The following is a 23,128-nucleotide window of genomic DNA, read 5'->3' as shown; positions in this document are numbered from 1 at the left end:
CGATGCGTGAGACGGCTGATCGTGAGCGGTATGACAGAGTCGCGCGGACGCTGCACTGGCTCACTGTGGGTGCGTTGATCGTTCAGTTCGCCGTCGCTTGGACGATGCCTGATATCCACCGCGGCGTCGCGCCGCTCGGGCTGATCGCGTGGCATCTGTCGATCGGCACCGCGATTCTGTTGCTCGTCTTTGTGCGCCTGGTCTGGCGCCTGACACATCGACCACCGCCTGCACCGGCATCCCTATCGCTGGCGCTGCAATGGGTGTCGCGTCTGACCCACGCAGGCCTCTATGCCTTCCTCATCGCGCTACCCTTTTTGGGCTGGGCGAACGCGTCGGCGCGTGGATATGCGGTGATGTTGTTCGGGTTTGTTCCACTGCCACCATTGTCGGCGCCGGGTTCGCCGCTCGGCATGGCGCTCGGCGACGTGCATCAAACGGCTGCGATCGCATTGCTGGTCGTCGTCGGACTGCACGTGCTTGGCGCGCTCTACCACGCTATCGTGGTACGTGATCGCACGCTGCAGAGGATGGTCTGATATCGCGACAAGCGCGGTCCTGATGCAAACCGATCGCGATGGGAAGACGATGCCTATGCGCAGGATCGTGCTCACGACTGTCGGGACGCTCGGTGACTTGCACCCGTTCATTGCGATCGCGCTGGCGCTGCGAAGCCGAGGCTTTTCACCGGTTTTGGCAGTGCCCGAGGATCAGGTGGAAAAGTGCGTGCAGGCCGGCCTTGACGCGGTTGGCGTCCGCCCGGGCTTTGATTCGATCGCCAGGCACATGGCACTGAGCCACGACGCCGCCGTGCGTCGGATCATGGGCAATCAACGTGTCATGCTCGAACAGGTCCCTGCTGCCCGGACTTTCGGCCAACGTGACCGCGCTCGAAGCTGTGGCGGCCGACGCTGAGGCGATGATTGCTTCGGTTTTCGTCTTCGCCGCGCCGATCGTCGCAGAGAAAAACAATGTGCCGATGATTTCGGTCATTCTTCAGCCGATGGCGATGCTGTCGGCCTATGATCCGCCGCATACCCGTGATTTCTGGATGATGCGTGGCGCGCCAGTCGGCGCGGCTGGCGCTCGCTGGAATCGCTTTGCCTATGGCGCGCTTCGCTCGGTGCTCGACCGCCTGTATGGAAAACGCATCGACCGCGCCCGAAGCATGGAAGGGTTGCCGCCTACTGGAGCAAGGGCGCTGCTCGACGCGCCGGATCGCGCGCTATTGCGGCTGGGTTGCTATTCCCCGCAGCTGGCTGCGCTACCGCGCGATGCCGCGGGCGCGACGCGGATCGTCGGCTTTCCGCAGTTCGACGGCGCAGAGTTCGGCGATCACGCGCCGGATCCTGCGATCACTGCTTTTCTTGCGGCTGGCCCGCCGCCGCTTGTTTTCACTCTGGGTACCTTCGCCGTCGATGGCGCCGGCGGTTTCTACGAAAGGGCTGCTGCGGCGGCGCACTCGCTGGGCATGCGCGCGATCCTGTTGGTAGGCGGCGCGGCGCCGCCGCGTCGTGACGACGACGTGCTACGCTGCGGATACACGCCCCACTCCCAGCTCTTCCCAAAAGCGGCGGTGATCATTCATCACGGCGGTGTCGGCACGACTGGCCAAGCGATGCGCGCTGGCAAGCCCCAGCTGATCGTGCCGCACATGGGCGACCAGCACGACCACGCTGCACGCCTTGTCCGATTGGGCGTTGGACTTCGCCTCGAACCCCGTCGATTTACCGTGCGGCGCGCCACCCGGGAGATTGCCGTCCTGCTGCGCCAGCCATCCTTTCGCGCCAATGCTGCACGCATTGCTCACGCCATGCGCGGCGAGCACGGTGCGGATGCCGCCGCGAACGCGATCGCTGATGCGCTCGATACCTACCAATCCCAGTCTCAGGAATAATCAGATGAAATCACAGGATGCCGGCGCACACGACGCGGTCGCCAAGGGCCATGGCGAGACGCATTTCGTCACGCGGATCGGTTGGCTGAGAGCGGCGGTGCTCGGCGCAAACGATGGGCTGCTTTCGACCTCTAGTCTGATGGTCGGCGTCGCCGCCGCTGCCGCCGTACCGTCGCAGATCATCCTCACCGGTGTGGCGGGGATCGTCGCCGGAGCGATGTCGATGGCGGCCGGGGAATATGTCTCGGTAAGCTCGCAGGCGGATTCAGAGAAGGCCGATATTGAGCGTGAACGGCTCGAGCTCCGGGCCGACCCAGAGCACGAAAGTCGCGAGCTCGCTGCGATCTACATCAAGCGCGGCCTGCCCAAGCCCCTCGCCATCGAAGTGGTGAGCGCGCTTACTGCGCATGACGCGTTGGAAGCGCACACGCGCGACGAACTCGGCATCACCGACACCTCAACCGCCAACCCGCTCCAGGCGGCGATCGCTTCGGCCGGGTCCTTCCTCGCGGGTGGACTCCCGCCGCTCGTCACCGCCGTGCTGGCGCCGGTGACTGGTGTAGTGTGGGCAATCGCGGCTGTCGCGGTCGTCATGCTGGCGGTGCTCGGCGCGGCAGGGGCGCACGCGGGTGGGGCGCCGGTTGTGCCAGGCGTGCTTCGGGTCGTGCTGTGGGGGTCGATCGCCATGGCGGTGACGGCGGGCGTCGGCCATGTGTTCCACACGGCAGTCGGCTAATTCGCCTTCCCATTACATGCAGTCAGATGCATGCAGCACGGATGGCCGGTTTAGGTCGGAGCTGCCGTTCAATGGGCACGCATCGAATGACGGCTTTGTCCCAAGAGGCGTCGGCAGCAGTAGACCAGCCTCGGTCGTTCCGGTCCCACACGGCGAACGGCGGCTTCTGCCATAACGTGCAGTGCGCAATCCACGAACCGGTCGTTCTGCGACACGTCAATTTGTCGCCATTCACAGAGGCATGCGCCGTTCCTGCAGGCTCCCAAAGCCTCGGAGATCCCGGCGGCTGAAGCAGTGACGCCACTTACTATGCAGTAATGTCCAACGGCGCGAAAGTCTCTCGAATCGAAGCCTAAAAAACGCGCCTGCTCCGAAACTCTCAGACCCTCCTGCGTAGTTTCCGAGGCTGTAATGCTGCTTGCGATAGTTCGATGGGAGAGCTTCGCGCCGCTCCTTCGACGATCAGAGGTATTGCCATGTACGACCGCACCCACGCTTCAGCAGCCATCGCTCACGCATCCTCGGTAGACGATGCTATTGAAACGGATCCGTCGCCAAACCCGCCGAAATGGGCGAAATATCACGCCAAAATGGCGAGCGAATTTCCTTCGCCCTTTCGTGGGGAGGACGATCCGCTCGCACGACAGATCGGTAAGTTCGTCGAGAAGCTGGACATGCTGCGGCCTAAAAAAGGCGGCCCGGCGTTTCTCGGCACGAACCCAGCCCTTACATACTCCTACCCGGATGTGAAGAATATCACCGTGCCACAAGCAATGGGCGATCTCGACGCGGTCCTCGACGATGTAGTGAAACTATTCGAAGGCGCGCCCAATTGGGGCAACCCGCTGACGATGTGCAACGTGATCCCGCAATCTAATACCGCGGCGGTCGTTGCCTCGATGTTGTCGCAGGTTTTCTCCGCCAATATCCTTGAGGGCGAATATGCCTGGAACGTCCACCGTGCTGAGCTCGAGACTGCGGGCATGGTGAGTAACATGTTCGGCTGGAACGCAGTCAACAGCGGCGCGATCTACACTTATGGCGGAGGTGGCTGCTGGACGTACGGCCTGAAATACGGGCTCACTCGGGTACTGAGGGATTCGCGGGAAAAAGGCGTGCGGACCGACGCAAAGGTGATCTGTTCGCAGCAGGCACATTACGTGCAGCAGAATGCGACCGACTGGCTCGGGCTTGGCATGGACAATATCGTCCATGTGCGCACCGATGTAGCGACAAACCAGATGGACTTGGGTCATCTCGAGGAGTTGCTTACCGATTTCGCCGCTCGCGGTATTCCAGTTGCGACCGTCGTATGCACGATGGGCACGACCGACGCGAGTGCGTTCGATCCGATCGGCCAAGTGCGTGAAGTGATGGATCGGCACCCGAATCCCGGAGGCTTCGGCAAGGCAGTCTTGTATGCCGATGCCGTGGTCGGCTGGTCGTGGATTTACTTCAAGGACTATGATTTCGAGGCCAATCCGCTCGAGTTCTCCGACCGCATCCTGCCCGTGCTGAAGCGCAACGGCGACGCGATGCGCAAGCTCGAATTTGCCGATTGCGTTGGCATCGACTTCCACAAGGTCGGCTGGGCACCCTATGTCAGTAGCTGCTTCCTGTATCGCGACGCGACCGAATTTGAATCGATTCATCGGAGAGGCGCTGATGCCTATCTACAGGCGCGCACGCCATATAATCCGATGTATTATACGCTCGAAGTTTCGCGCACGGCATCGGGCTCACTTGCCGGTTGGGCCACGCTCAAATATTTCGGCAAGGAAGGCATGCAGGCGATCCTTGGCGGGATCCTCGAGACCAAATACTATCTTTATGATCTTCTCGGTAGCCATCCTGACATGGTGTGCGTCAACCCCGACGATAGCGGGCTGATCACACTGTTCCGCGTCTATCCAAAGGGCGTCGATGCCCACGTGCAATACGAGCGTGAGATGAGCGATCCGGCACTGCGCAGTGACCTGATCAAGCACAACCATCTAACCGAAGCGGTTGGCAACAAGCTGTTCGAATGGTTCCGCACCGGCAAGCAGATAGACGGCAAGTATACGCCGTACATGAGCTTCAGCACTGGCTTTCGCGACACCTTATACAACCGCGATGGCACCGATACAGAGGCCGTCGTTTACGCACTCAAATCGTTTCCAATGAACGTCTTCATCACACCCGAAACGATGCACTGGGCGTTACGCTGTGTCGAAGAGGCGCGCGACGAAGTCTTGAACCACTGATCATTCCGATCTCTTTCCACGCCGCCGACTTCGGTCGGTGGCGTGCTTCATCAAGGCTATTTGCATGACCGCGAGCTCCCTTCCTGTCGCCGATTCTGGCGGCACGCCGAAAGTCGCGGGCTGGCTCGCGCATGGCGGACAGACTAAAACGCAACCCAAAGTCGTGATCGGCATGCTGGCATTCGCGATCATGAACGTGACGACGATCGTGAGCTTGCGCGGCATGCCGGCACAGGCCGAATATGGCATGGCGTCGATCTTCTATTATCTGTTCGCCGCGATCGTGTTTTTAATACCGGTATCGCTGGTCGCCGCCGAACTCGCTGCGGCTTTCCCAAAGCAAGGCGGCGTGTTCCGTTGGATTGGTGAGGCGTTCGGCCCGCGCTGGGGTTTCGCAGCGATCTACTATCAGTGGCAGGCGATCGTCATATGGTTCCCGACCGTGCTGATCTTTGCCGCAGCTGCGCTTGCTTACATCTGGTGGCCGCCGACATTTGACCAGGCGCTAGCCAACAACAAGCTCTACACGATCGTCGTGCTGTTGGCTGTTTATTGGTCAGTCACGCTTTTCACGTTCCGCGGCATGGCCTCGTCAACGCGGCTGAGCTCGCTCGGTGGCCTGTTCGGCACGATCATTCCCGGCGCCATCCTGATTGGGCTGGGCGTGGCCTATCTCGTTAGCGGCAAGCCGATGCACCTTGATTTCGGCAGTAGCCTGATCCCCGATTTTAGCAATTTTCACAGTATGGTGCTGGCAGCGAGTGTCTTTCTCTATTTTGCCGGTATGGAAATGCAGGCTGTCCACGTGAAGGATCTCGCCAATCCCACCCGCAACTATCCTTTGTCGGTCTTGATCGCGACTGTAATGGTCGTGGTAATCTTTGTTCTTGGCACACTCGCCGTGGGCGCGGTCGTGCCCCGCGAGGCTATCGATATTAATCGCGGTCTGCTCGTTACCTACAATGCCTTATGGGCTTCGTTTGGCCTGCCCTGGCTCGGAAATGTGATGGCAGCAATGCTCGCCTTTGGCGTGCTGGGACAGGTGAGCGTGATCGTTGCCGGACCGTCGACCGGGCTATTGGCCGTCGGCAAAGCGGGCTATCTGCCGAATCTCCTTCAGAAGACGAACGCGCACGGCATGCCGGTCGCGATCCTGCTCTTGCAAGGGTTGCTCGTGACATTGCTCTGCATCGCCTTCTCGGTGCTGCCTTCGGTTGAATCGGCTTACCAACTGCTCAGCCAGATGGCGACAATCATTTATCTCGTGATGTACGTCCTGCTATATGTCGCCGCGATCCGCCTGCGCTATTCTCAACCCCACCGCGTTCGCCCATTCCGCATTCCCGGCGGCATTGTTGGGATGTGGTTTGTCGGATTGGTCGGCTTGGCGGGCGCGGTTGTCGCGCTAGGGTTCAGCTTCATTCCGCCCGCGCAGATCAGCACCGGCAATCCGGTCCTTTATATCGGCACGCTGATGGCGGGGTCTGCGCTATTCCTAGCAATCCCATTCCTGATCTACGCTTTCCACAAGCCCGAATGGAAAGCCGCGGATTCGGACTTCGAGCCTTTCGAGGCTGTCGCATGACCGGCGCGCTCGATACCAGCGCGCTGGTCACGATGATCGTCGGGTTGTTCGCGATCACCGCGCCCATCGCGATCTTGCCGCTGTTCGTGGCGAGCACTGAGGGGCAGACTGCAGGCGGTCAGCGCCGCACCGCACTGATTGCTGCGGCAACCTATGTCATCGCTGGCTTGTTAGCGCTTTTCGCTGGCAACGCAGCGCTTTCGGTGTTCGGAGTCAGCGTCGCGGCGCTGCGTGTCGCGGGCATGGCGGTGATCGGCGTGATCGGGTGGCGGATGCTGAACGCGCCGACCCCGACCGACGAGGAGCCAAAGGTGAGCCACCATCACCGCGCGTCGAACACTCACGTGCCGGTGGCGACAAGTCGCGTTGTCGCGCCGTCGCCGTCTTCAGTCGGAATCATGCCGCTTGGCTTTCCCATCTACGCAGGGCCGGGCGTCCTTTCGGTAGTTATTGCCTGGGGCAGTGGTAACCGACCGGTATATCTGGCGGCGACGGTCGCAATACTTGTGAACGCTGCAATAATCGTGGCACTCGATTTCCTCGCGGCACCGATCACCCGCGTGATCGGCGAAAAGGCGCTGCTCATTACCGAAAAGGTGTTCGGCCTGCTGGTCGTCGCGATCGCGGTCGGCGGCATGGCCAGCGCACTGCTTGTGCTGTTCCCCGGGCTTGGCGTTGGGAACATGGTGAAATGAGAACGTCGCGGGCCTTCGTGACCCTTGTTGCGCTGGGTTTGCCCTGCGCGGCGGCCGCCCAAGAGGCGGATCCGGCAGTGCGAAACCAGTGGTTTACGGGCTCGCTAGAGGCGTCTTCGCCTGCGCTCGCCAAGGCTGGCACTCTCGCGATTGAGCCGTATCTGATCTATAAGATCGATACAGGAGCATATGAAAATGACGGCCATCGGCAGGCTGGCGGCAACGGCGTCCATCAAGCGCAGACCGTGCTCGTCGTAAAATATGCCATAACCGACCGGTTGAGTTTTCAGGCGCTACCGACCTTCGTCCGCTCGACCGACGGGCGCTCGGCACGGAGTATGGGGATTGCCGATCTTCCGGTGGAACTCGAATATCGCCTTAAAGAGGAGAATGGTCGCACCGGATCGCCGTCGATCACTGCAAGCGCTGGACTGGTGCTCCCCACTGGTCGCTACGACCATCTTCGCACAGCACTCAATGGACTGGGAGGAGGTGCGACCCTGGCGAAGCAGGGGATCGTGGTCGAATCCTTGTTCGACACGAAGGGCGGGCACCCGATGCGGGTTCGCTTGTTTGCATCAGTGACCGAGCCGCTCGCGTCGCCAGAAGTGCGGGATTCGAGCGTCTATGGCACCACTGCAGGGTTTTTTGGGCGTGCACGACCGAGCGTTGCGACGCAGATGGGCGTCGCCGCCGGGTACGCGATCGATCAGCGTTGGGTGCTAGCGCTCGATCTCGTTCGCAGCGACGCCAGCCGCGTGCATCTTTTAGGCATCGATGGGCTCGGCACCCCAGTTGCGACAAGCGGCAACCGCGCCTCCAGCACGGCGATTGCTCCGGCGATCGAATATAATTGGTCGGGGAGGGCCGGGATCATCGTAGGGGTCGAAGCATCGTTCGCTGGTAAAAACACGCGTTCATATATCGCACCGCAAGTCGCGATCGCCTTAGCATTCTAGCGTCGAACTTGCCTGCAATTTCGAACGGGAAGTGGCTGTCGCGACCTTGTAGTGTGCCGCTGCTGGATCGCTTACGCGAGGGACACCGCAGCCCCAATGTCCTCTATGCTTTCGGTATCAATTGCATCAATTGTGAAAACTCGGAACAATGAGACTGCGGGTATCTCAGAACTTCGCCTAAAAAGCCGGAAAGACCGAAATCGGCCAACTTTGCCAATTCAAAAGCGAATCGAATCTCGACTCGCGAATGTCCGCTCCCGTTTGAAGCCGACATTAAACCGTCCAGACGGGAATGGCTGGCAAGTCCCACTTGTCGCCGATCCGGGCGACCGGCTGGAGTCGACCAAAGCCGGTCGTTGGCGCGATAACTGATGAACGTCCGCTCCCGACGGAACCGGCTGTTCGAATGATGCGAACCTCGCAAGCGGGCGCGCCCGATTTAGGCTCCGAGAGGCTAGCCACCTGAGCCCAAAGTATCCGGTCGACCTTTAATCCATGCGCTTGCAGGCCGCGCGGTCGGAATGTCGATGTTGTCGTGGTTACCCGACCGGCGTTGCAAATGCGGTTACGAACGCGAGGATTAGCGCGATCAGGCAAAAGAGCGCTTTGTTTTCGAACTTTTTCGAGACTGCGATGCCGACGAGGCACTGCATGAGATAATAGAAGGCGAACGCGCGCGAAGCGAGCGCCAGGATGGTGAAGGTTGTCGTGGCCCAGCACAGCGCGATGGCAAAGCTGCAGATGAGGAGGTAAGTCGTGCGCTTGGAAAGCGTGCTTCGAGAGACCTCTATGAGACTACCAGATCCGCTGATCGCATCAGCGACTGCAGCACTGAACTGACTGAAAATAGCGGTCAGCACCAGCGGATAGGTGAGCCAGATCCCAACAATTCCCGCGAGTTGCATCAGCGCATTGTCCGCGACCTGTCGGGGCAAAAAATGAAATAGTGGCGTCGCGCTGGCCACGAACAATATATATACCGCACTCGAGACGATCTGCGCGTCACGCGACCCTCGGATGCGCGTCTCGGCCTCAAACTGGCCGCCTAGATAGCGTGTCGTCTCGAACCCCTGAACGACGATCAATGTACCCGCGAGTACCGTAACGATATGCCAGGCGTCGGTGCCCGGCACAGTGGGCAGAATGATGCCATGTTTCGCGAGGGCTTGAGCGTCGTAAACTCCGAATGCGCCGAGCATCAGCAGCATGATCACAACGGTGCCTGCGAGCGCCCATTTCTCAGCTGACTCCAGCGCGCGCAGCCCCTTTGTCACCGCGAGGGCGAGCACGATGCTGATCACGCCGGTGGTCAGTACCTTCTCCGCAAACGGGCTATCTATGTCGGCAAAGCCGAGCGCGTACGATGCCAGTATCCGGATGTAGAGCGTGACCGATATGACATAAGCAGGGATCAAAGCGAGCTGGGAAACCGTGGACAGGATTGTCACGTGTCGTGGCGTGTCGTCGGCTGCGATCAGGGGTTCGGCATGGCGAATGTTGTGGCGGATGACTGAGCCAACGGCGTAGGCAAGTAGGCATATCGCCGCCATTGCCGGTGCCGACCACGGTCCGACGCTGCCGCCCAGTACAGAGACGATTACCAGGAACCCGCTGCCAAAGATGGACGCCAGCGGCGTGGTGATCGCGGACAGACGTAAACGCCAATTTCGGTTCATAGGGTGTGGATCAGACATTCGTAGCTCCGCTGGCGGCACCGCGACTGTCACCGATCGTGGACAGCGCACGACTCAATTCGTGCGGGAAGGCCCGTTGTGGTGCTGGCCACGGTTGAGCGCGCTGCTCGGCGGCGCAGCGCCATCAACGCGAGCTGGCAACAGCGACGGTTCGGCCCAATGCAGCCTGCTAGCGCTTTGCAAGAATGCATAACCGCCTGCGCCGCGTAGATTCCGATAGTTGACCATCGCAGCGGATAGGCCTTGACCCTGACATGATGTCAGATCCTACATGCTTTTGGGTCGAAGGAGTTTCATGTCATGAACGACCCACAATCCCGATCCCATGCAACGGGCTGCGGCTGTTCGGGAAAAGCAGCGGCGGAGGCGGCTGTTGCGCCCTCGTCCTGCTGCTCGGATGTACAAGTGACGGCACAACAAACCAGCAAAACGAGCGGTTGCTGCTCTGGCGGCAAGGCCGCCGAGAGCGCGGCGACGGTTACGGACCCGGTGTGCGGGATGACGGTCGATCCGGCGAAAACGGCGCATCATGCCAAGCACGCCGGACAAACCTATCATTTTTGCAGCGCCGGTTGCCGGACCAAGTTCGTCGCCAACCCTGTTGCCTATCTCGGCGACAAGCCGAAGCCTGAGCCAACAGCGACGCCGGGAGCGATCTGGACGTGTCCCATGCACCCGCAAATCCGTCAGGAGGGACCGGGGACGTGCCCGATCTGCGGCATGGCGCTGGAACCGGAAGAACCGTCGCTCGACGATGGCCCTAATCCTGAGCTGGTCGATTTCACGCGCCGGCTGTGGGTGGCGGGCGTGCTCGCCGTGCCGCTGCTGGCGATCTCGATGGTCGCCGAAATGCTCGGCATCCATGTCGTCAGTCCTGCCTCTTCACCTTGGATACAGCTCGCGCTCAGCGCTCCGATCGTGCTGTGGGCAGGCTTGCCGTTTTTCGAGCGGGGATGGACCTCGCTTCGCACCCGCCATCTCAATATGTTCACGCTGATCTCGATCGGGGTCGGTGCCGCCTTCCTCTACAGCCTGGTCGCGACGGTCGCGCCCGGCATATTCCCCCCGACCTTCCGAATGCACGGGGGCGTGGTCCCGGTTTATTACGAAGCGGCCGGGGTGGTGGTGGCGCTGGTGCTGCTCGGACAGGTCCTTGAACTGCGTGCCAGGGCAGCGACGGGGCGCGCGATCCGCGCCCTCATGGATCTTGCCCCCAAGACGGCCCGCCGGGTGCGATCGGACGGGTCCGAGGAGGAAGTCAGCCTTGCCGACGTAGCGGCCGGCGATCGGCTACGTGTTCGCCCTGGCGATGCGATCCCTGTCGATGGCGTCGTAGTCGAGGGACGCTCTTCGGTCGACGAATCGATGCTCACCGGCGAGCCCGCGCCCGTCCTCAAGGAGGTCGAGGCGGCCGTCACCGGGGGAACGGTCAACGGCACGGGCAGCCTTGTCATGGAAGCCCGCGCGGTCGGGTCGGATACGATGCTCGCGCGCATCGTCCGTATGGTCGCGGACGCGCAGCGGAGCCGTGCTCCAATCCAGGCGGTCGCCGATCGGGTGTCTGGCTGGTTCGTCCCGTTGGTCGTTCTGGTTTCTATCGCGACGTTCGTGGTGTGGTCGCTGGTCGGTCCTGAGCCGCGGATGGGCCATGCGCTGCTCAACGCCATCGCGGTGCTCGTCATCGCTTGCCCCTGCGCGCTGGGTCTCGCCACGCCCATGTCGATCATGGTCGGCACAGGACGTGGCGCGACAGCCGGCGTACTGGTGAAGAACGCGGAAGCGCTACAGGGGCTAGAGAAGGTCGATACGCTGGTCATCGACAAAACTGGTACGCTCACGGAAGGGAAGCCGTCGTTGATCGCCGTTGAGACCGTCGGCGCGGTCGAGGAAAACGACATGCTCGCCCTTGCTGCCGCTGTGGAAGGGCAATCCGAACACCCGCTCGCCCACGCGATCGTCGTCGCCGCCAAGGAACGTGAATTGAAGCTTGGGACGGTCGCCCAGTTCGCATCGCAAACCGGCTTGGGTGTCAGCGCAACGGTTGGCGGCCGCTCGGTGGTGATCGGGAACGCCGCGCAAATGAGCCGGGTCGGCGCTGATCCCAAGCCGCTCGAAGAGGCCGCCGATCGTCATCGCGCCAACGGCGCAGGCGTCATTCTGGTGGCGATCGACGGTGCTCTTGCCGGTCTGCTCGCCGTCGCCGATCCGGTTCGCGCCAATGCCGGAGAGGCAATCGCCGCACTTCGCCAGCAAGGGCTCCGCGTCATCATGCTGACTGGTGACAATCAAACGACCGCCGATGCGGTCGCGCGCGCCGTCGGCGGGCTCGACGACGTGCGCGCCGGTCTGCGGCCGGAAGACAAGGCGCGTATCATCGGCGAACTGAAGGCGAGCGGTGCCAAGGTCGCGATGGCGGGCGACGGGATCAACGACGCTCCCGCCCTTGCCGCCGCCGATGTTGGTCTGGCTATGGGCACGGGAACGGACGTGGCGATCGAAAGCGCCGGCATAACGCTCACGCGCGGCGATCTCTCGGCGATCGTGCGTGCCCGCAAGCTCGCACACGCTACGATGCGGAATATCCGCCAGAACCTGTTCTTCTCGTTCCTGTTCAACGGGATCGGCGTGCCCGTCGCGGCCGGGGTGCTCTACCCGGTAGCGGGCATTCTGCTCTCGCCGATGCTGGCGGGCGCGGCGATGGCGCTCTCGTCCCTTACCGTGGTCCTCAACGCGCTGCGGCTCAACACGGTGAAGCTATGAACATCGGCGCGGCATCGGATGCGAGCGGCATCTCGCAGCGCATGATCCGCCACTATGAAAAAATCGGCTTGGTGCCCTTGCCGCCCCGGCGCGGGAGCTACCGGGAATATTCGGATGCCGACGTTCATCGGCTGCGCTTTATCGCCAACGCGCGCGACCTAGGATTCCCGATCGACGAAATCCGCACGCTGCTGGGACTCTGGTGGGATCGCGCGCGGTCGAGCGCCGAAGTAAAGGCCTTGGCGCAATCGCGCGCTGCCGAACTGGGCCGCAAGGTCCGCGCCTTGGAAGCCATGCGCCGATCACTCACTGAACTTGCTCAGTCCTGTCACGGGGATGATCGCCCCGATTGCCCTATCATCGAGCATTTGGCTGAATAGGTTGCACGGCTAAGGGTTACTCGACCGCCGCGAGGGCTAACACCGAACGGCTGTGACACCTGCCCCGGGGCAACTTCTTGCTTGGCCGGCCTAGGAGCAGCCGATCAGCAACCGGCCCCGACATTTGCTTGTGCGCAGGTCACGCAGGGACGGATGTTTCGTCCGTTTGCAGCAATAGCGGTCGCTGCCGCTTCGAACGGCAGATAAGTCCCAATTGTCGTCATTCCGCGCGGCGAGTGCGCTCGGCAAGCCCGCATGAACGAGTGTCCGGAGTTGGGAATGTCTTGGAGGGCATTAAATGACCGATTATGGGTCATCGTCCTCGTCTAGGGAATGGCTGATCTCCCGGCGAAGTGTCGTCTCAACAGCGAGCCGCGTTGCCAGCAGCAAATGACCTTTGGCGAATGCGGAAACATCGGTAGACCTGACACCATCACACGACGGATGGTTGATAATCATGCGAACTCGCAATGCAAAGGCCTGTGCTGCGATCAGGCCAATCGTCCGGTCGTTTAGCGAGCGCCGGGCGGTGCTGAATGACGTTGTGATCACGAAACCGCTACCGGCCAGACCCGATCAATTTATCGAGATCTATGTCGCCGAACCTTACGGTGTGTCGCATGATGAAGGCTTGCGACATGCTTCGCCAGAGATGGTCGTCGTCGGGCCGCAAAGCTATCGCCGCACCCAGTTGTTCATGTCGGGCGAGATCGACGTTTTCACGGTTCGGTTCCAGCCTGCAGGTTTCCACGCGCTGTTCGGTATCGACATGTCCGAGTTGGTCGATGAAGGTGTCGGCGCCAGCGATATCGTCGGTGCCGCGTCAGAACGACTTCGCGGGGCCGTGCAAGGCGCGATCGATTTCGATGCGCGCGTCGCCATTGCTGAGCGCTGGATACATGATCGGATGGCCGATGCCCGGCCGATCGATGTGGTTGCCCATGCGGCTTGGCTGTTGTCGCGCGCTGGCGGGTGCCTTCGGATCGATGCGCTTGCGCGGCGCGCAGGGCTGGGCGAGCGACAGTTCACGCGTCGTTTCACTACGCAGGTCGGGCTTCCGCCGAAGCTCTATGCCCGAACTATCCGGTTCAATGCAGTTCTCGCCGCGAAGGAGGCTGATCCCAACGCACTGTGGACCGATCTCGTCCACGATGCAGGCTATGCCGATCAGGCGCATTTCATCCGCGACTCCCATGCCTTCAGTGGGACCACGCCCGCGCGGTTCTTTGCCGAATGGTCGGGTGCATGACGGATTCGTTCAATTCCGCATAGGATGGCTCAGCTAATCCTCCCGCAGCAACGGGAGCGAGCAGCGATGACACGACGCGATCTGGCCATCAGTCTGATGGCGATACCGGTGATGACCGCAGCGGCCACAGAAGCGACCATGGCATCGGACGATACGACCCGCAAAGTCCAGGATCTGCTCAATCGGTGGCTTGCCGCTTGGAACGCGTCCGACATGGACGCCATGTTCGCTCTGTTCCGGGCGGACGCGCACTGGGTCAATATCGTCGGTATGCACTGGAAGGGGCGTGCCGAGGTCGAACATGCTCACCGGATCTATTTCGACCTGATGTTCAAGGGCGTTCACCAGTCACTCGACGCGATCGAGTCCATCGTGCCGATCGCGGGCGGCGCAGTGAGCGTCGTCACGCGCTGGTCGCTGGGCGCTTTCAAGACGCCCGACGGTCACCTCAATCCACCGAGCCGCGACAGGATGTCGCTGGTCCTCGCGCGCGATGGCGATCGCTTCGTGATCGTCCACGGCGCCAACATCACGATCGTGGAGGAGGCCCAGCGCTTCGACCCTGCGCTCAAAGGCTCCAAGTCGTGAGGGCTCGGTCTGTCGTGGCAATGGTAGCAATTATGCTGCTGGCGGGCGCATCTTTCGGCCCATATGCTGCACCAGCCAAGGAGGCACGAACGATGCTATCGCCCGAGGATATGACGGCGATTAAGGCGATGGTGCCAGCCATGGAAACGGCTTGGCGGAACCACGACGCCGCAGCCTATGCAGGGCAGTTCGTGCCGGATGCCGAGCATATCAACGCCTATGGAATGTGGTGGCGTGGTCGTGCCGAAGTCGAGCAGGGGATCGCCTTCGCCTTGACCCGGATTTATCCGGACAATCCCATCGTCGCGAGCGATGTGTCGGTGAGCGCGGTCGGGCCGAAGGTCGCGGTCCTGCAGTATCGATGGCGGCTGAAGCCTTATGCGGACCCTGATGGCACGCATTACGCGGATCCGCAGGGGCGAGTGACGGATGTCGTGGTTCGGACCGACGAGGGTTGGCGCATCCGCAATTTCCAGAGCACGTTCATCAATCCAAACGTCCCGCAGCCGCGGTGAACGGCATTGCCGCGAGAGCTCCTTTGGAGAAAATCTTGAAAAGCTGCGTTCGGCTCAGCTGCGATTTTCGGTCATTCTTTCGACGAGATTAGCTGAACGAACGGCGGCTATTGAAAGTGAGCCAAATGCTCTTGAATGACCGGGTATGGGTCCTCGCGGCGGGCGAGCCGCCGGATAGAAGTCTCCCTCTACCGGACAGCAAGCAAGTTAAGCGAAATCTCCCAGCTTTTCGGCTTCGTCGGGCAAGTCATGCTTTTCCGGTTGATCGTTCGGCCCTCCAGGGCTGGGCTCTGTGGACATATCGCCGGGGTCAGGCTCATTGCCGGGAATCCGTGTGGCGTTCATGTTCTTCTCCTTTGCGGTTCCACGCCAACGCACGAGCACGCGAAAACGGCGAATGCAGGTTCTATTGTCCTCCTGCGGCCGCGAGCTGAATGCGCTGGTAAGTGCGCCGGAAATTGGCGTGGACGGCCGATCGCGCTAGTCGAAGCGCGCCGGCCAAACATGAATGGATGGCGGAAGCGGGGAAGCCGAATTTAGCCTGTGTATGACCGCATGTGGGTCCTGCCCGCCGCGAAGTTGCCGGTCAGGAGCCACCGCGGAGAGGGGCTGGGCGCAACCCCAGCGGTTTGCTACGCCGAGGGCAAGGATCGCCATGTCGAAGCATAATCAAATGATCGGCCGTCGCGGAGAGAAGCTGTTCAGCCTTCTCTGCTCGGAAGCGGACGTAACCTGCAACAAGTCGAGCGAAGACGACTTCGGCTGGGATATGGCGATCGAATTTCCGCCGCGGCCACAGCCAGCGATCGCACTCGACATGCAGCGAGGTCCGGTTGCCGCCCTTGTCCAGGTCAAGGCCACCGAAGGCGCTGATCGCTCGGTCGCGATCAACCTCGCCAATGCGCTTCGGTACGCTAGTTCGCCGCTGCCGACCTTCATCGTCCTAGTCATGCTTGGCGAGGACAGGCCGCGCTTCTTTGTGAAACATGTCTGGGCGTCGCTGATCGGCGCCTGGCTCCAGGTCGCGCGTGTGGCCGATGCCGAGGGTCGCGTGGACACGCACCTTCAGCGAGTATCGATCACGTTCGACGACAAGGACGAACAGACCGGGGAATTGTTGCCTTGGATCGAACTTCAGATTTCGAACGTCCGGGCACCTTATGCTGCTACCAAGACGCACATCTTCGACACGATAGGCTTCGGCAAATCGCGCGGCACCGCCAACGTCACCTTCACACTCGGCGGTGCAAATGACCTCCTCGACCTGCAGCTTGGCCTCAAGCCGCACATCGATGCCAATCGCTTCGTATATCGCAGCGAGCGCTTCGGAATCAGCGCTGGCCAACCCGAAGTCGACCTTCGCGACGTTCGCATAATTCTCGCTCCCGAGGGACAAGCTGCGCTCCTTCGCGCAACCTTTCCTAGCGGTGCGTCCGTTGCAGTTGCAGCGAAACTTTATGCCGCCGAAGATGGGGATGTCCGCGCCTGGCGGGCGGTGACCGAATGCCTCGACGTCGTTTACGGCCCTCACGGTCGTGTCAGGGCCAAGGCCAGCCTCGAGGCGGATGTCGTGACGCATATCGAGGAGCTTGCGCTCTTCGCCCACCTCCAGGCGACAGCTTCTGGCGCCAAGGTCTTTGTCGAAGTCGAGGTCGGGGGACAGTTGCTGGACCTTGGCTTCATCGAGATGCAGGGCCAGGATCAAAGCAGCGGTTGGCCGTGGATGGGATTGTCGATCGCTGTTGTTCGCAATGCCGTTTCGGTCGCCGGCAAGCCGATGCCGCCGTCATCGCTCGCCAGCCTCAACTCAGCCGCCTGGCAACTCGAAATCATGTGCGCCTTGGCCAGCGAACGGTTGATGCGGCTCGATTTCAATCCCGAGCGCGGGATCCCGCAGAAATTCGCGGCGATGCTTGCATATAGCTGGGCGGAGATTGGCGACACGATGGTGGGCGTCGTGGCGCGCCGCGCGCTGATAAAGGACGAGCGACTCAACGGAGGGCGGCGGCGGATAGGTTTCGGCACTGCCCGCATTCTGCACAGCTTTGTCGCTAATGCATCGGAATGGGCGCCGGAGCCAATCGAGCGTGCGTATCGACGACAACTCGAAATTATGGCGGCGGAGGGCAATATCCTGGCACTCGGCGACCTGCAGGTAATTGCGTCGCAAGGGCCGGGCGACCAACCGCTCAAGTGTGACTTGCCGACTGGACTCGATCGACCGGTCGGATCTCGAAAACGCAAGGCCCGATAGCTGCCTCAGTCGAGGGCAATCCAGCATGAACGACCCCCGCGACCATCATGTCGTCCCTCAATTTTTTCTGCGCAATTTCGCGGTTGATGACGCGCGCACCAAAGTGACCACAGTGGCCAAGGAAGGCACGGTCGCGGTTTGGAAAGAGCGTTCGATTAAGAGCATCGGCTATGAACGCGACTTCTATGTTCACATGGAGCGCGGCCGCCCGGTTTCCGTGGAGACGGACATTAACCGATCGATTGAGACGCCGATCAGCCAAAGTGACACTTGGACGAAGATCGTGGAAGGCCACACTGCGGAGCTGGACATGTCCGACCGCCCGATCCTCTATTCGCTGGTACGCCACCTTGAGACCCGCACGCCGCACTATCTGCAGACTGGAGCGGAACTAGCGGCGATGGCCGCCGATCCCGAATCCAACATGAAGTTCACGGACGAGGAGCGCGAAATGTATGCATATCTTCGCGCCAATCCGGAAGATGCGAAGGCCATGTACAATGCAATGGCGCTGCGCTCATTTGCCAATGACTATGATCGATCGCTGATTCAGGTTGCCCGGTCACCGATTCCTCTGCGTACGTCCACCACGCCGGTACTCTCGGCGCCAGCGCCGGCGCACCCAGCCATCGACATGCCCTTACCGAGCATGGTGCCCTTCCAGCGCGTATTGGCCGTCGACCCTCACACGCTCGTTCTGGTCGTCGTCGGCGATTTCGGGGGCGCGTTCGTAAACAACGAAATGCCGCTTGATACCGCTGAGGGGTTCAACCGCAGTGTCGCAGGTCAATTCGCCAATTTCCCGATGGTAAGACACATGGTCTGCGGACGCGACCGTCTCGTCGAGGACATGTCTTGGGCGCCCTATGACCTCGTGTCCGAGACGCCGGCGAAAATTGTGTTCAAGCGTCGCTCAGGGCCGGTGGAGTGGCGCCAAAATATTCCGAGCGATTGAGGTCGAGCCGTAGCTACTACTTCGGCGGTCGGGTCGGGATCCGTGCCGTCCCAAACGCTGCGGCTAGATCGATATGAACGAATGTCCGCACTGCGGAAGCATGAAGATCGCCGCGGATGGCCACTTTTGGGTCTTTGCGGCCGTGAAGCAGTCGAGCAGGTCCGACAAACTACGAAATGCTTGGGCCGCTACGCCCACGACCGAAGCTCCAGCTGATCCCGTCGCCGCGCACGATGCCGGACACGCTCTTGCCGATATGGCGATCGAGCACAGGGCGCCACGGCACCAGCGTGAACTCGCGCGACTTCTCGACCAGCGCGAATCGCCCGCTCATCGTGTCGATTGGCCTGCGATAGATGCCGCTCACCCGCGCGCCAGATTCGGTTTCGGCAAAGGGCATTCCTATCTCACGAGATAGCTGCGCGCCGACGCGCAACAACTCGCGCCTTTGAAGGCCGGCAATCATGCCGGCGCGATATGCCTTGCGACCATCCATTTCCTCGACGAACCCTTGCGCGATCAGCCATTGCCGCCGCCGGGCCTGCGCATCACGCGCGTCATGCCCGAACCCGGTATCGCGCAGCGGCACCGGATCGGCCGCGACCAGCTCGCGGTCGAGCCAAGTCGCTGCCTCGGCGCCGACCAGCTTCTCCAGCGGCTGCGTCGAAAGTATCTGGATCGTTACCGGACGATCCCGGGCGCGCGCGGCTTCATAAGCCACGGCGCGATCGAGATGATCAGACGCGACGATCCACGTCCCATCCGCCTCGCGCGTGACACCGCCGGTCAGCCGCCGGATGGCCTCGAGCCGGCGAACATGGGTTTCGGCGAACGCCTCGGTCGCGGACGAGTCATGCCGAAGATGCGCATCGATATCGTAGCGTCCGCCATTTGCGGCGGCGATCGCGGCAACGGTGTGGTCGGCCTCGCGCACCGCGGTCGCGACGGCCTCGATCCGCACGATCGCGCCGCTGGCATAGGGTTCGACATTCTCGCCCTTGCCGATCTCGACATAATGAGTGCGGCCGTCGGTCGCTTCGACGAGCAGATAGTGTCGGTCGCCAGCCTCATCGGACAGCCCACGCTGGATAACGCGGCCGATCAGCGGTCGGGCGTCGGGCGCGGTCGGTTCATAGATCGCCTGATCGGCAAGCGCCGGCGACCGCCCGCGCGCGGCGAACGCGCGCTGCATCGTGCGGATGATGTCGCCGCGCTCGCCCATCTGTTTCAGCGTGGCTGCAAGATCGGGCGCGAGCCGCCAGGTCGCGACGCCCATCTGGTCGGCGAGGCCCAGCCGTTCCAGCTTACGCAGCCGTCCCATGCGGACGGTCTGGTCGAACGCATCGCTCGCGCCCGCGCTGACCAACCGAACGGCATCGGCGTCGCTCAGCAGCAAACGATCGATACTGGTCAACCGTTCCTGCTCGACCTCGCCATGAAGCCGGGCCTGGATGGCGTCGTTCGTGCGCGGCCCGAGATCGAGATCGACCAGCTCGGCGGCACGCTCGCGCATCCCCTGCGTGAGATATTCCCGCGCGATGATCAGATCCTTGCCGCGGTCGTCCTTGCCGCGAACGATGATGTGGCTGTGCGGATGGCCGGTGTTGAAGTGATCGACCGCGACCCAATCGAGCTTCGTCCCCAGATCCTCTTCCATGCGCGCCATCAGGCGGCGGGTGAGCGGCTGCAGGTCATCATAGTCGGCGCCATCCTCGGGCGACACGATAAAGCGGAACTGGTGACGATCGCCCTTCGCCTTGTCGACGAACGCCTTGCCGTCGATCTTGTCGGTGTCGGCGCCGTAGAGCTGTCCGCGTCCACCGTCGCGGGTGGTCCCGTCGCGCTCGACATAGCGCAGGTGCGCACGCGCCGCGCCATAGCCCTTGCCCGCCAGCTTGACGGTGCTCGCCTTGATGATGACGCGGCGCGCGCGGAACGCGGCAAAATGGTCACGGCTGCCGAGCACCCGGCCAACGCCAGCACCCCGCCCGATCCGGCTCCCGTCGAACCGGCCGCGCCGACCGGACACGCCCGTGCCGCCGCGCGCGAGATTGGCGGCGGCCAGGACGCGGTGGAGGAACTTGCGCCCTTGCTTGCTGCCCTTGGCGCGGATGCGCCCCAGGCGGGGTTCGAAATCGTCTTCGCTCGCCATGCTGGACCCTCAGCTCACGGGTTGAGCGGCCAGCATGACTCGGCTGCAACTCCATGAAAACCGGTGCCAAAAAAATCGAGCTGTTCCGCGGCATGGAGACGCGCTTGGCACCATGATCGGCCGTCTAGTGCCAAGAATCGCTCGCGATCCTCTCAAAAAACGATGTGCAGACAACAGCTTATGGTGATGGTCCGCAGGACCGGCACCATTGCTTAATCTTGCCTTACGCCGCCCTCCCGCAAAAACCGCCGAATCCCCTCTCATTCCCGCTCACGATCCAACCGAGCCGAGGTAAAAAAGAGGAGCGACGCCCGACCGAGCGCCGCTCCTCGAAACTTGTCCTCATTGCGTCTTGTCGAACGCCTGCTGTGCCTGCACGCGACCCCGGAATCTCCGTTTGCCCATCATCCCGTGCGCATTGCCATCGCCATCGACGATCATCACCGCGACGAACCATTTGCCATCCAACCGCCCGACAATCGCCACTCGATCCAGCTCCAGATCCTCCTCATCGACACTCGCATATGCGCCGATCCAGCGTTCCTGGACCCGCGCATCCCAGTGAAAATCCACCTCCTCCGCTTCCAGAAACCGCTGCGCCAGCGCCTCTCCCGCGCCCCGCCCGAACTCGATCTCCAGTCCCGAAAGCAGCGCCGCCATCACCCGATCCGACGCCGTTCCAATGCTCTGCATCATGTTCATGACCTGCTCCTTTTCTCCTCGACCATTCGAGGGCGACCCCTCGCCGACGGGCGGCGGAGCGGCTGTCAGGGCCGCTGGAGGCGAAGCCGTAAGCGCCGCGTGAGCGGCGGCGGAGGAACCGATTTTGTTGCGCTGAAAACGAACAAACGCGCGTGCGCAGCACGCTTCCGCTTCGCAGCAAAATTGGAGGGGCCGCCGGCCTTGATAGGCGTTCCGGCGGCCGTCATGCTTGGCCTTGCCGAGACGAGCCCCACCCCATCCGCATTGTGCGCACTGATGCCTAGTGCCGGGACATGTCGCTGCCGAGCGCCACGAACAGACCATTTGCGGCGGCCGGTGCCGACGGCTCATTCTTCGCTGATCGCGCCATCAGCACATAGAATATCGTGCTAGGCGGCGGCGTATTTGGTGACTTGGCGGGTCCGGTTTCGCCACCGACCAGTGCCGCCAGATAGGCGCGCGTTTCGCCCGGCAGCGCGCGTCCGGTCGCGAGATGATCGGCGTAGCGCGCCGGGCCGGCATTGTAGGCGGCGAACAAACCGGGATAGCCGAACCGATCATACATCAGCCGCAGATAGCAACTGCCGGCGAGGATATTGTCGCGCGGATCATGCGGATCGGGGCCAAGCGTGAACCGGTTGCGCATCGCTGCCCAGGTTGTGGGCATCAATTGCATCAGCCCTATCGCGCCAGCGCGGCTCGTGATCGGGCGACCGCCGAGCGTCGTCAGCCCAGCGCTTTCTGCACGAATGACGCGCTCGATCCACAGGACCGGCATCCCGCAGCGCCCCGATGCCTGCTCGGAATAGGGCCGCCAGCGGGTCACCTTATCGGGCGCGACCGTCGCCGATGCGACCGACAATGCCGCCGCGAGCAACATCACCATGCCCATATCAGGCGGGCGCGACCGACGAGGTCGCGGCGCGCGCTCACGCCAAAATAGCGACCGTCGAACGATGCGGGGCTGTCGGTCATGAGCAGAAGGAGCTGGCTGCGCCGAAGCCGAACGCACCCGCGCCACCACGGCATCGCCCGACCGCTCGCATCGATCTTGAGACGGGCCGCAACCGGTTCATCATTGACGAGAATGATGTTGCGGTCCGCACAAACACGGTCACCCGGCATCGCGACGACGCGCTTGACCAAGGGCACGTTGGCCGGAAGGTAATGGCGCTGCGCGGCGAGCGAGCGATATGGCTCGGCCAGTCGTGCGATCACCATGTCGCCCTTGCCGATGTCGTCCGCGCCGCCGACCAGATAGAGGCCGACGGGCGCGCTGGCGCTCGCATTCCAGACCAGCAGCGGGCGCGGCGGGACCGCGATGGTGGCCGCGGCGGCGATGCCCAAAAGCCCCAGCGCGATTGCGCAGCCGCTCCGAAAATGCCGCTTTGCGCGCATGGCGCGACGGGGATCAGCCATTGCCCGTCTCCCCCAGCGACCAGACGTCGAGATCGTCGATATGGTAGCGGATGTGTCGGCAGTGTCGGCGGAAGCGCGGTCCGGTCCCGCCGGAACGATGTTCCTGAAGCGTGCGGGTCGAGACGCCGAGATAATGCGCCGCCTGTTCGGGGCTGAGAAAGGGCGAACCCTTCAAGGCGCGCGCCGCGCGTGCATTCTCGTCTTCGTCGGTATTCGCCATCCTGCGCCTCGCTCGTTCCGAACGCGGCCTTACGCCGCGCGTCGCGGCGGCCGGGATGCGCGTCTGAACTGAGGTCGGGGAGGGTCGGAATCGACTATACGCGATTCCGACCCCCCTCCATT

At 62.2% G+C, this 23,128-nt stretch carries 22 protein-coding genes; 15 read left to right on the top strand and 7 right to left on the bottom strand.

Annotated features, from left to right (window positions below; all coding sequences use genetic code 11):
• Positions 1–2 precede the first annotated feature (2 nt).
• The 8 genes from ACVWZA_RS20020 to ACVWZA_RS19985 all read left to right on the top strand — a co-directional run bounded on the left by ACVWZA_RS20020 (position 3) and on the right by ACVWZA_RS19985 (position 8,118).
• On the top strand, positions 3–539 hold the full coding sequence (locus tag ACVWZA_RS20020) for a cytochrome b (protein ID WP_457313204.1): 537 nt from the start codon (positions 3–5) through the stop codon (positions 537–539).
• Between the two features lie 22 nt (positions 540–561).
• Positions 562–915 carry a hypothetical protein gene (locus ACVWZA_RS20015; RefSeq protein ID WP_457313203.1) on the top strand — a complete coding sequence of 118 codons (354 nt, stop codon included), beginning with the start codon at positions 562–564 and terminating at the stop codon, positions 913–915.
• Complete coding sequence (locus ACVWZA_RS20010) at positions 881–1,897, top strand: glycosyltransferase (protein ID WP_457313202.1); 1,017 nt, start codon at positions 881–883, stop codon at positions 1,895–1,897. The genes ACVWZA_RS20015 and ACVWZA_RS20010 overlap by 35 nt, the downstream gene beginning before the upstream one ends.
• Before the next feature lie 4 nt (positions 1,898–1,901).
• Positions 1,902–2,633, top strand: a complete 732-nt coding sequence (locus tag ACVWZA_RS20005; RefSeq protein ID WP_457313201.1) for a VIT1/CCC1 transporter family protein — start codon at positions 1,902–1,904, stop codon at positions 2,631–2,633.
• Positions 2,634–3,223: 590 nt separating this feature from the next.
• Positions 3,224–4,879, top strand: a complete 1,656-nt coding sequence (locus tag ACVWZA_RS20000) for a pyridoxal phosphate-dependent decarboxylase family protein (protein WP_457313200.1) — start codon at positions 3,224–3,226, stop codon at positions 4,877–4,879.
• 64 nt (positions 4,880–4,943) lie between these two features.
• Positions 4,944–6,464: a putative glutamine/gamma-aminobutyrate antiporter GadC gene (gene gadC / locus ACVWZA_RS19995; RefSeq protein ID WP_457313199.1), complete on the top strand. Its 1,521-nt coding sequence runs from the start codon at positions 4,944–4,946 to the stop codon at positions 6,462–6,464.
• The gene (locus tag ACVWZA_RS19990; protein ID WP_457313198.1) at positions 6,461–7,159 is read left to right on the top strand and encodes a MarC family protein; all 699 of its coding nucleotides are present in this window, start codon (positions 6,461–6,463) and stop codon (positions 7,157–7,159) included. The genes gadC and ACVWZA_RS19990 overlap by 4 nt, the downstream gene beginning before the upstream one ends.
• Positions 7,156–8,118 carry a hypothetical protein gene (locus tag ACVWZA_RS19985; RefSeq protein ID WP_457313197.1) on the top strand — a complete coding sequence of 321 codons (963 nt, stop codon included), beginning with the start codon at positions 7,156–7,158 and terminating at the stop codon, positions 8,116–8,118. The genes ACVWZA_RS19990 and ACVWZA_RS19985 overlap by 4 nt, the downstream gene beginning before the upstream one ends.
• Before the next feature lie 539 nt (positions 8,119–8,657).
• On the opposite strand, the gene ACVWZA_RS19980 is transcribed toward ACVWZA_RS19985, so the two are convergent.
• Positions 8,658–9,812 (bottom strand): hypothetical protein, encoded by a 1,155-nt coding sequence (locus ACVWZA_RS19980; protein ID WP_457313196.1) that lies wholly within the window; start codon positions 9,810–9,812, stop codon positions 8,658–8,660.
• Between the two features lie 489 nt (positions 9,813–10,301).
• On the opposite strand from ACVWZA_RS19980, the gene ACVWZA_RS19975 reads away from it, so the two are divergent.
• From ACVWZA_RS19975 to ACVWZA_RS19955, 5 genes are all read left to right on the top strand, one after another.
• Positions 10,302–12,572 (top strand): heavy metal translocating P-type ATPase, encoded by a 2,271-nt coding sequence (locus tag ACVWZA_RS19975; protein ID WP_457313211.1) that lies wholly within the window; start codon positions 10,302–10,304, stop codon positions 12,570–12,572.
• The gene (gene cueR / locus ACVWZA_RS19970; protein ID WP_457313195.1) at positions 12,569–12,952 is read left to right on the top strand and encodes a Cu(I)-responsive transcriptional regulator; all 384 of its coding nucleotides are present in this window, start codon (positions 12,569–12,571) and stop codon (positions 12,950–12,952) included. Before ACVWZA_RS19975 ends, cueR begins: the two co-directional genes overlap by 4 nt.
• A 529-nt stretch (positions 12,953–13,481) precedes the next feature.
• Positions 13,482–14,201: a helix-turn-helix domain-containing protein gene (locus ACVWZA_RS19965; RefSeq protein WP_457313194.1), complete on the top strand. Its 720-nt coding sequence runs from the start codon at positions 13,482–13,484 to the stop codon at positions 14,199–14,201.
• A gap of 66 nt (positions 14,202–14,267) precedes the next feature.
• Positions 14,268–14,789, top strand: a complete 522-nt coding sequence (locus tag ACVWZA_RS19960; RefSeq protein WP_457313193.1) for an SgcJ/EcaC family oxidoreductase — start codon at positions 14,268–14,270, stop codon at positions 14,787–14,789.
• 32 nt (positions 14,790–14,821) lie between these two features.
• A complete protein-coding gene (locus tag ACVWZA_RS19955; RefSeq protein WP_457313192.1) occupies positions 14,822–15,304 on the top strand; it encodes an SgcJ/EcaC family oxidoreductase in 483 nt (160 codons plus the stop codon).
• A 207-nt stretch (positions 15,305–15,511) separates the two neighbouring features.
• Here the strand turns inward: ACVWZA_RS19955 and ACVWZA_RS19950 are convergent, their stop codons facing one another.
• Positions 15,512–15,649 carry a hypothetical protein gene (locus ACVWZA_RS19950; protein ID WP_457313191.1) on the bottom strand — a complete coding sequence of 46 codons (138 nt, stop codon included), beginning with the start codon at positions 15,647–15,649 and terminating at the stop codon, positions 15,512–15,514.
• Between the two features lie 310 nt (positions 15,650–15,959).
• Here ACVWZA_RS19950 and ACVWZA_RS19945 point away from each other — a divergent pair, with 310 nt between their 5' ends.
• A complete protein-coding gene (locus ACVWZA_RS19945) occupies positions 15,960–17,558 on the top strand; it encodes a hypothetical protein (RefSeq protein WP_457313190.1) in 1,599 nt (532 codons plus the stop codon).
• Positions 17,559–17,583: 25 nt separating this feature from the next.
• A complete protein-coding gene (locus ACVWZA_RS19940; RefSeq protein WP_457313189.1) occupies positions 17,584–18,513 on the top strand; it encodes a DUF4238 domain-containing protein in 930 nt (309 codons plus the stop codon).
• A 169-nt stretch (positions 18,514–18,682) separates the two neighbouring features.
• Here the strand turns inward: ACVWZA_RS19940 and rlxS are convergent, their stop codons facing one another.
• The 5 genes from rlxS to ACVWZA_RS19915 all read right to left on the bottom strand — a co-directional run bounded on the left by rlxS (position 18,683) and on the right by ACVWZA_RS19915 (position 23,006).
• Positions 18,683–20,665 (bottom strand): relaxase/mobilization nuclease RlxS, encoded by a 1,983-nt coding sequence (gene rlxS, locus ACVWZA_RS19935; protein WP_457313188.1) that lies wholly within the window; start codon positions 20,663–20,665, stop codon positions 18,683–18,685.
• Positions 20,666–21,007: 342 nt separating this feature from the next.
• A complete protein-coding gene (locus ACVWZA_RS19930) occupies positions 21,008–21,367 on the bottom strand; it encodes a hypothetical protein (protein ID WP_457313187.1) in 360 nt (119 codons plus the stop codon).
• A gap of 280 nt (positions 21,368–21,647) precedes the next feature.
• Positions 21,648–22,253 carry a lytic transglycosylase domain-containing protein gene (locus ACVWZA_RS19925; protein WP_457313186.1) on the bottom strand — a complete coding sequence of 202 codons (606 nt, stop codon included), beginning with the start codon at positions 22,251–22,253 and terminating at the stop codon, positions 21,648–21,650.
• Entirely contained in the window at positions 22,247–22,786 is a 540-nt protein-coding gene (locus tag ACVWZA_RS19920) for a S26 family signal peptidase (RefSeq protein ID WP_457313185.1), read from the bottom strand. The genes ACVWZA_RS19925 and ACVWZA_RS19920 overlap by 7 nt, the downstream gene beginning before the upstream one ends.
• Positions 22,779–23,006 (bottom strand): helix-turn-helix domain-containing protein, encoded by a 228-nt coding sequence (locus ACVWZA_RS19915; RefSeq protein WP_457313184.1) that lies wholly within the window; start codon positions 23,004–23,006, stop codon positions 22,779–22,781. Before ACVWZA_RS19915 ends, ACVWZA_RS19920 begins: the two co-directional genes overlap by 8 nt.
• Between the last annotated feature and the right edge of the window lie 122 nt (positions 23,007–23,128).

The sequence above is a fragment of the Sphingomonas sp. UYAg733 genome (assembly GCF_054057355.1).
The sequence above is the reverse complement of the archived record's forward strand: the minus strand, read 5'-3'. Positions and strand labels throughout refer to the sequence as shown.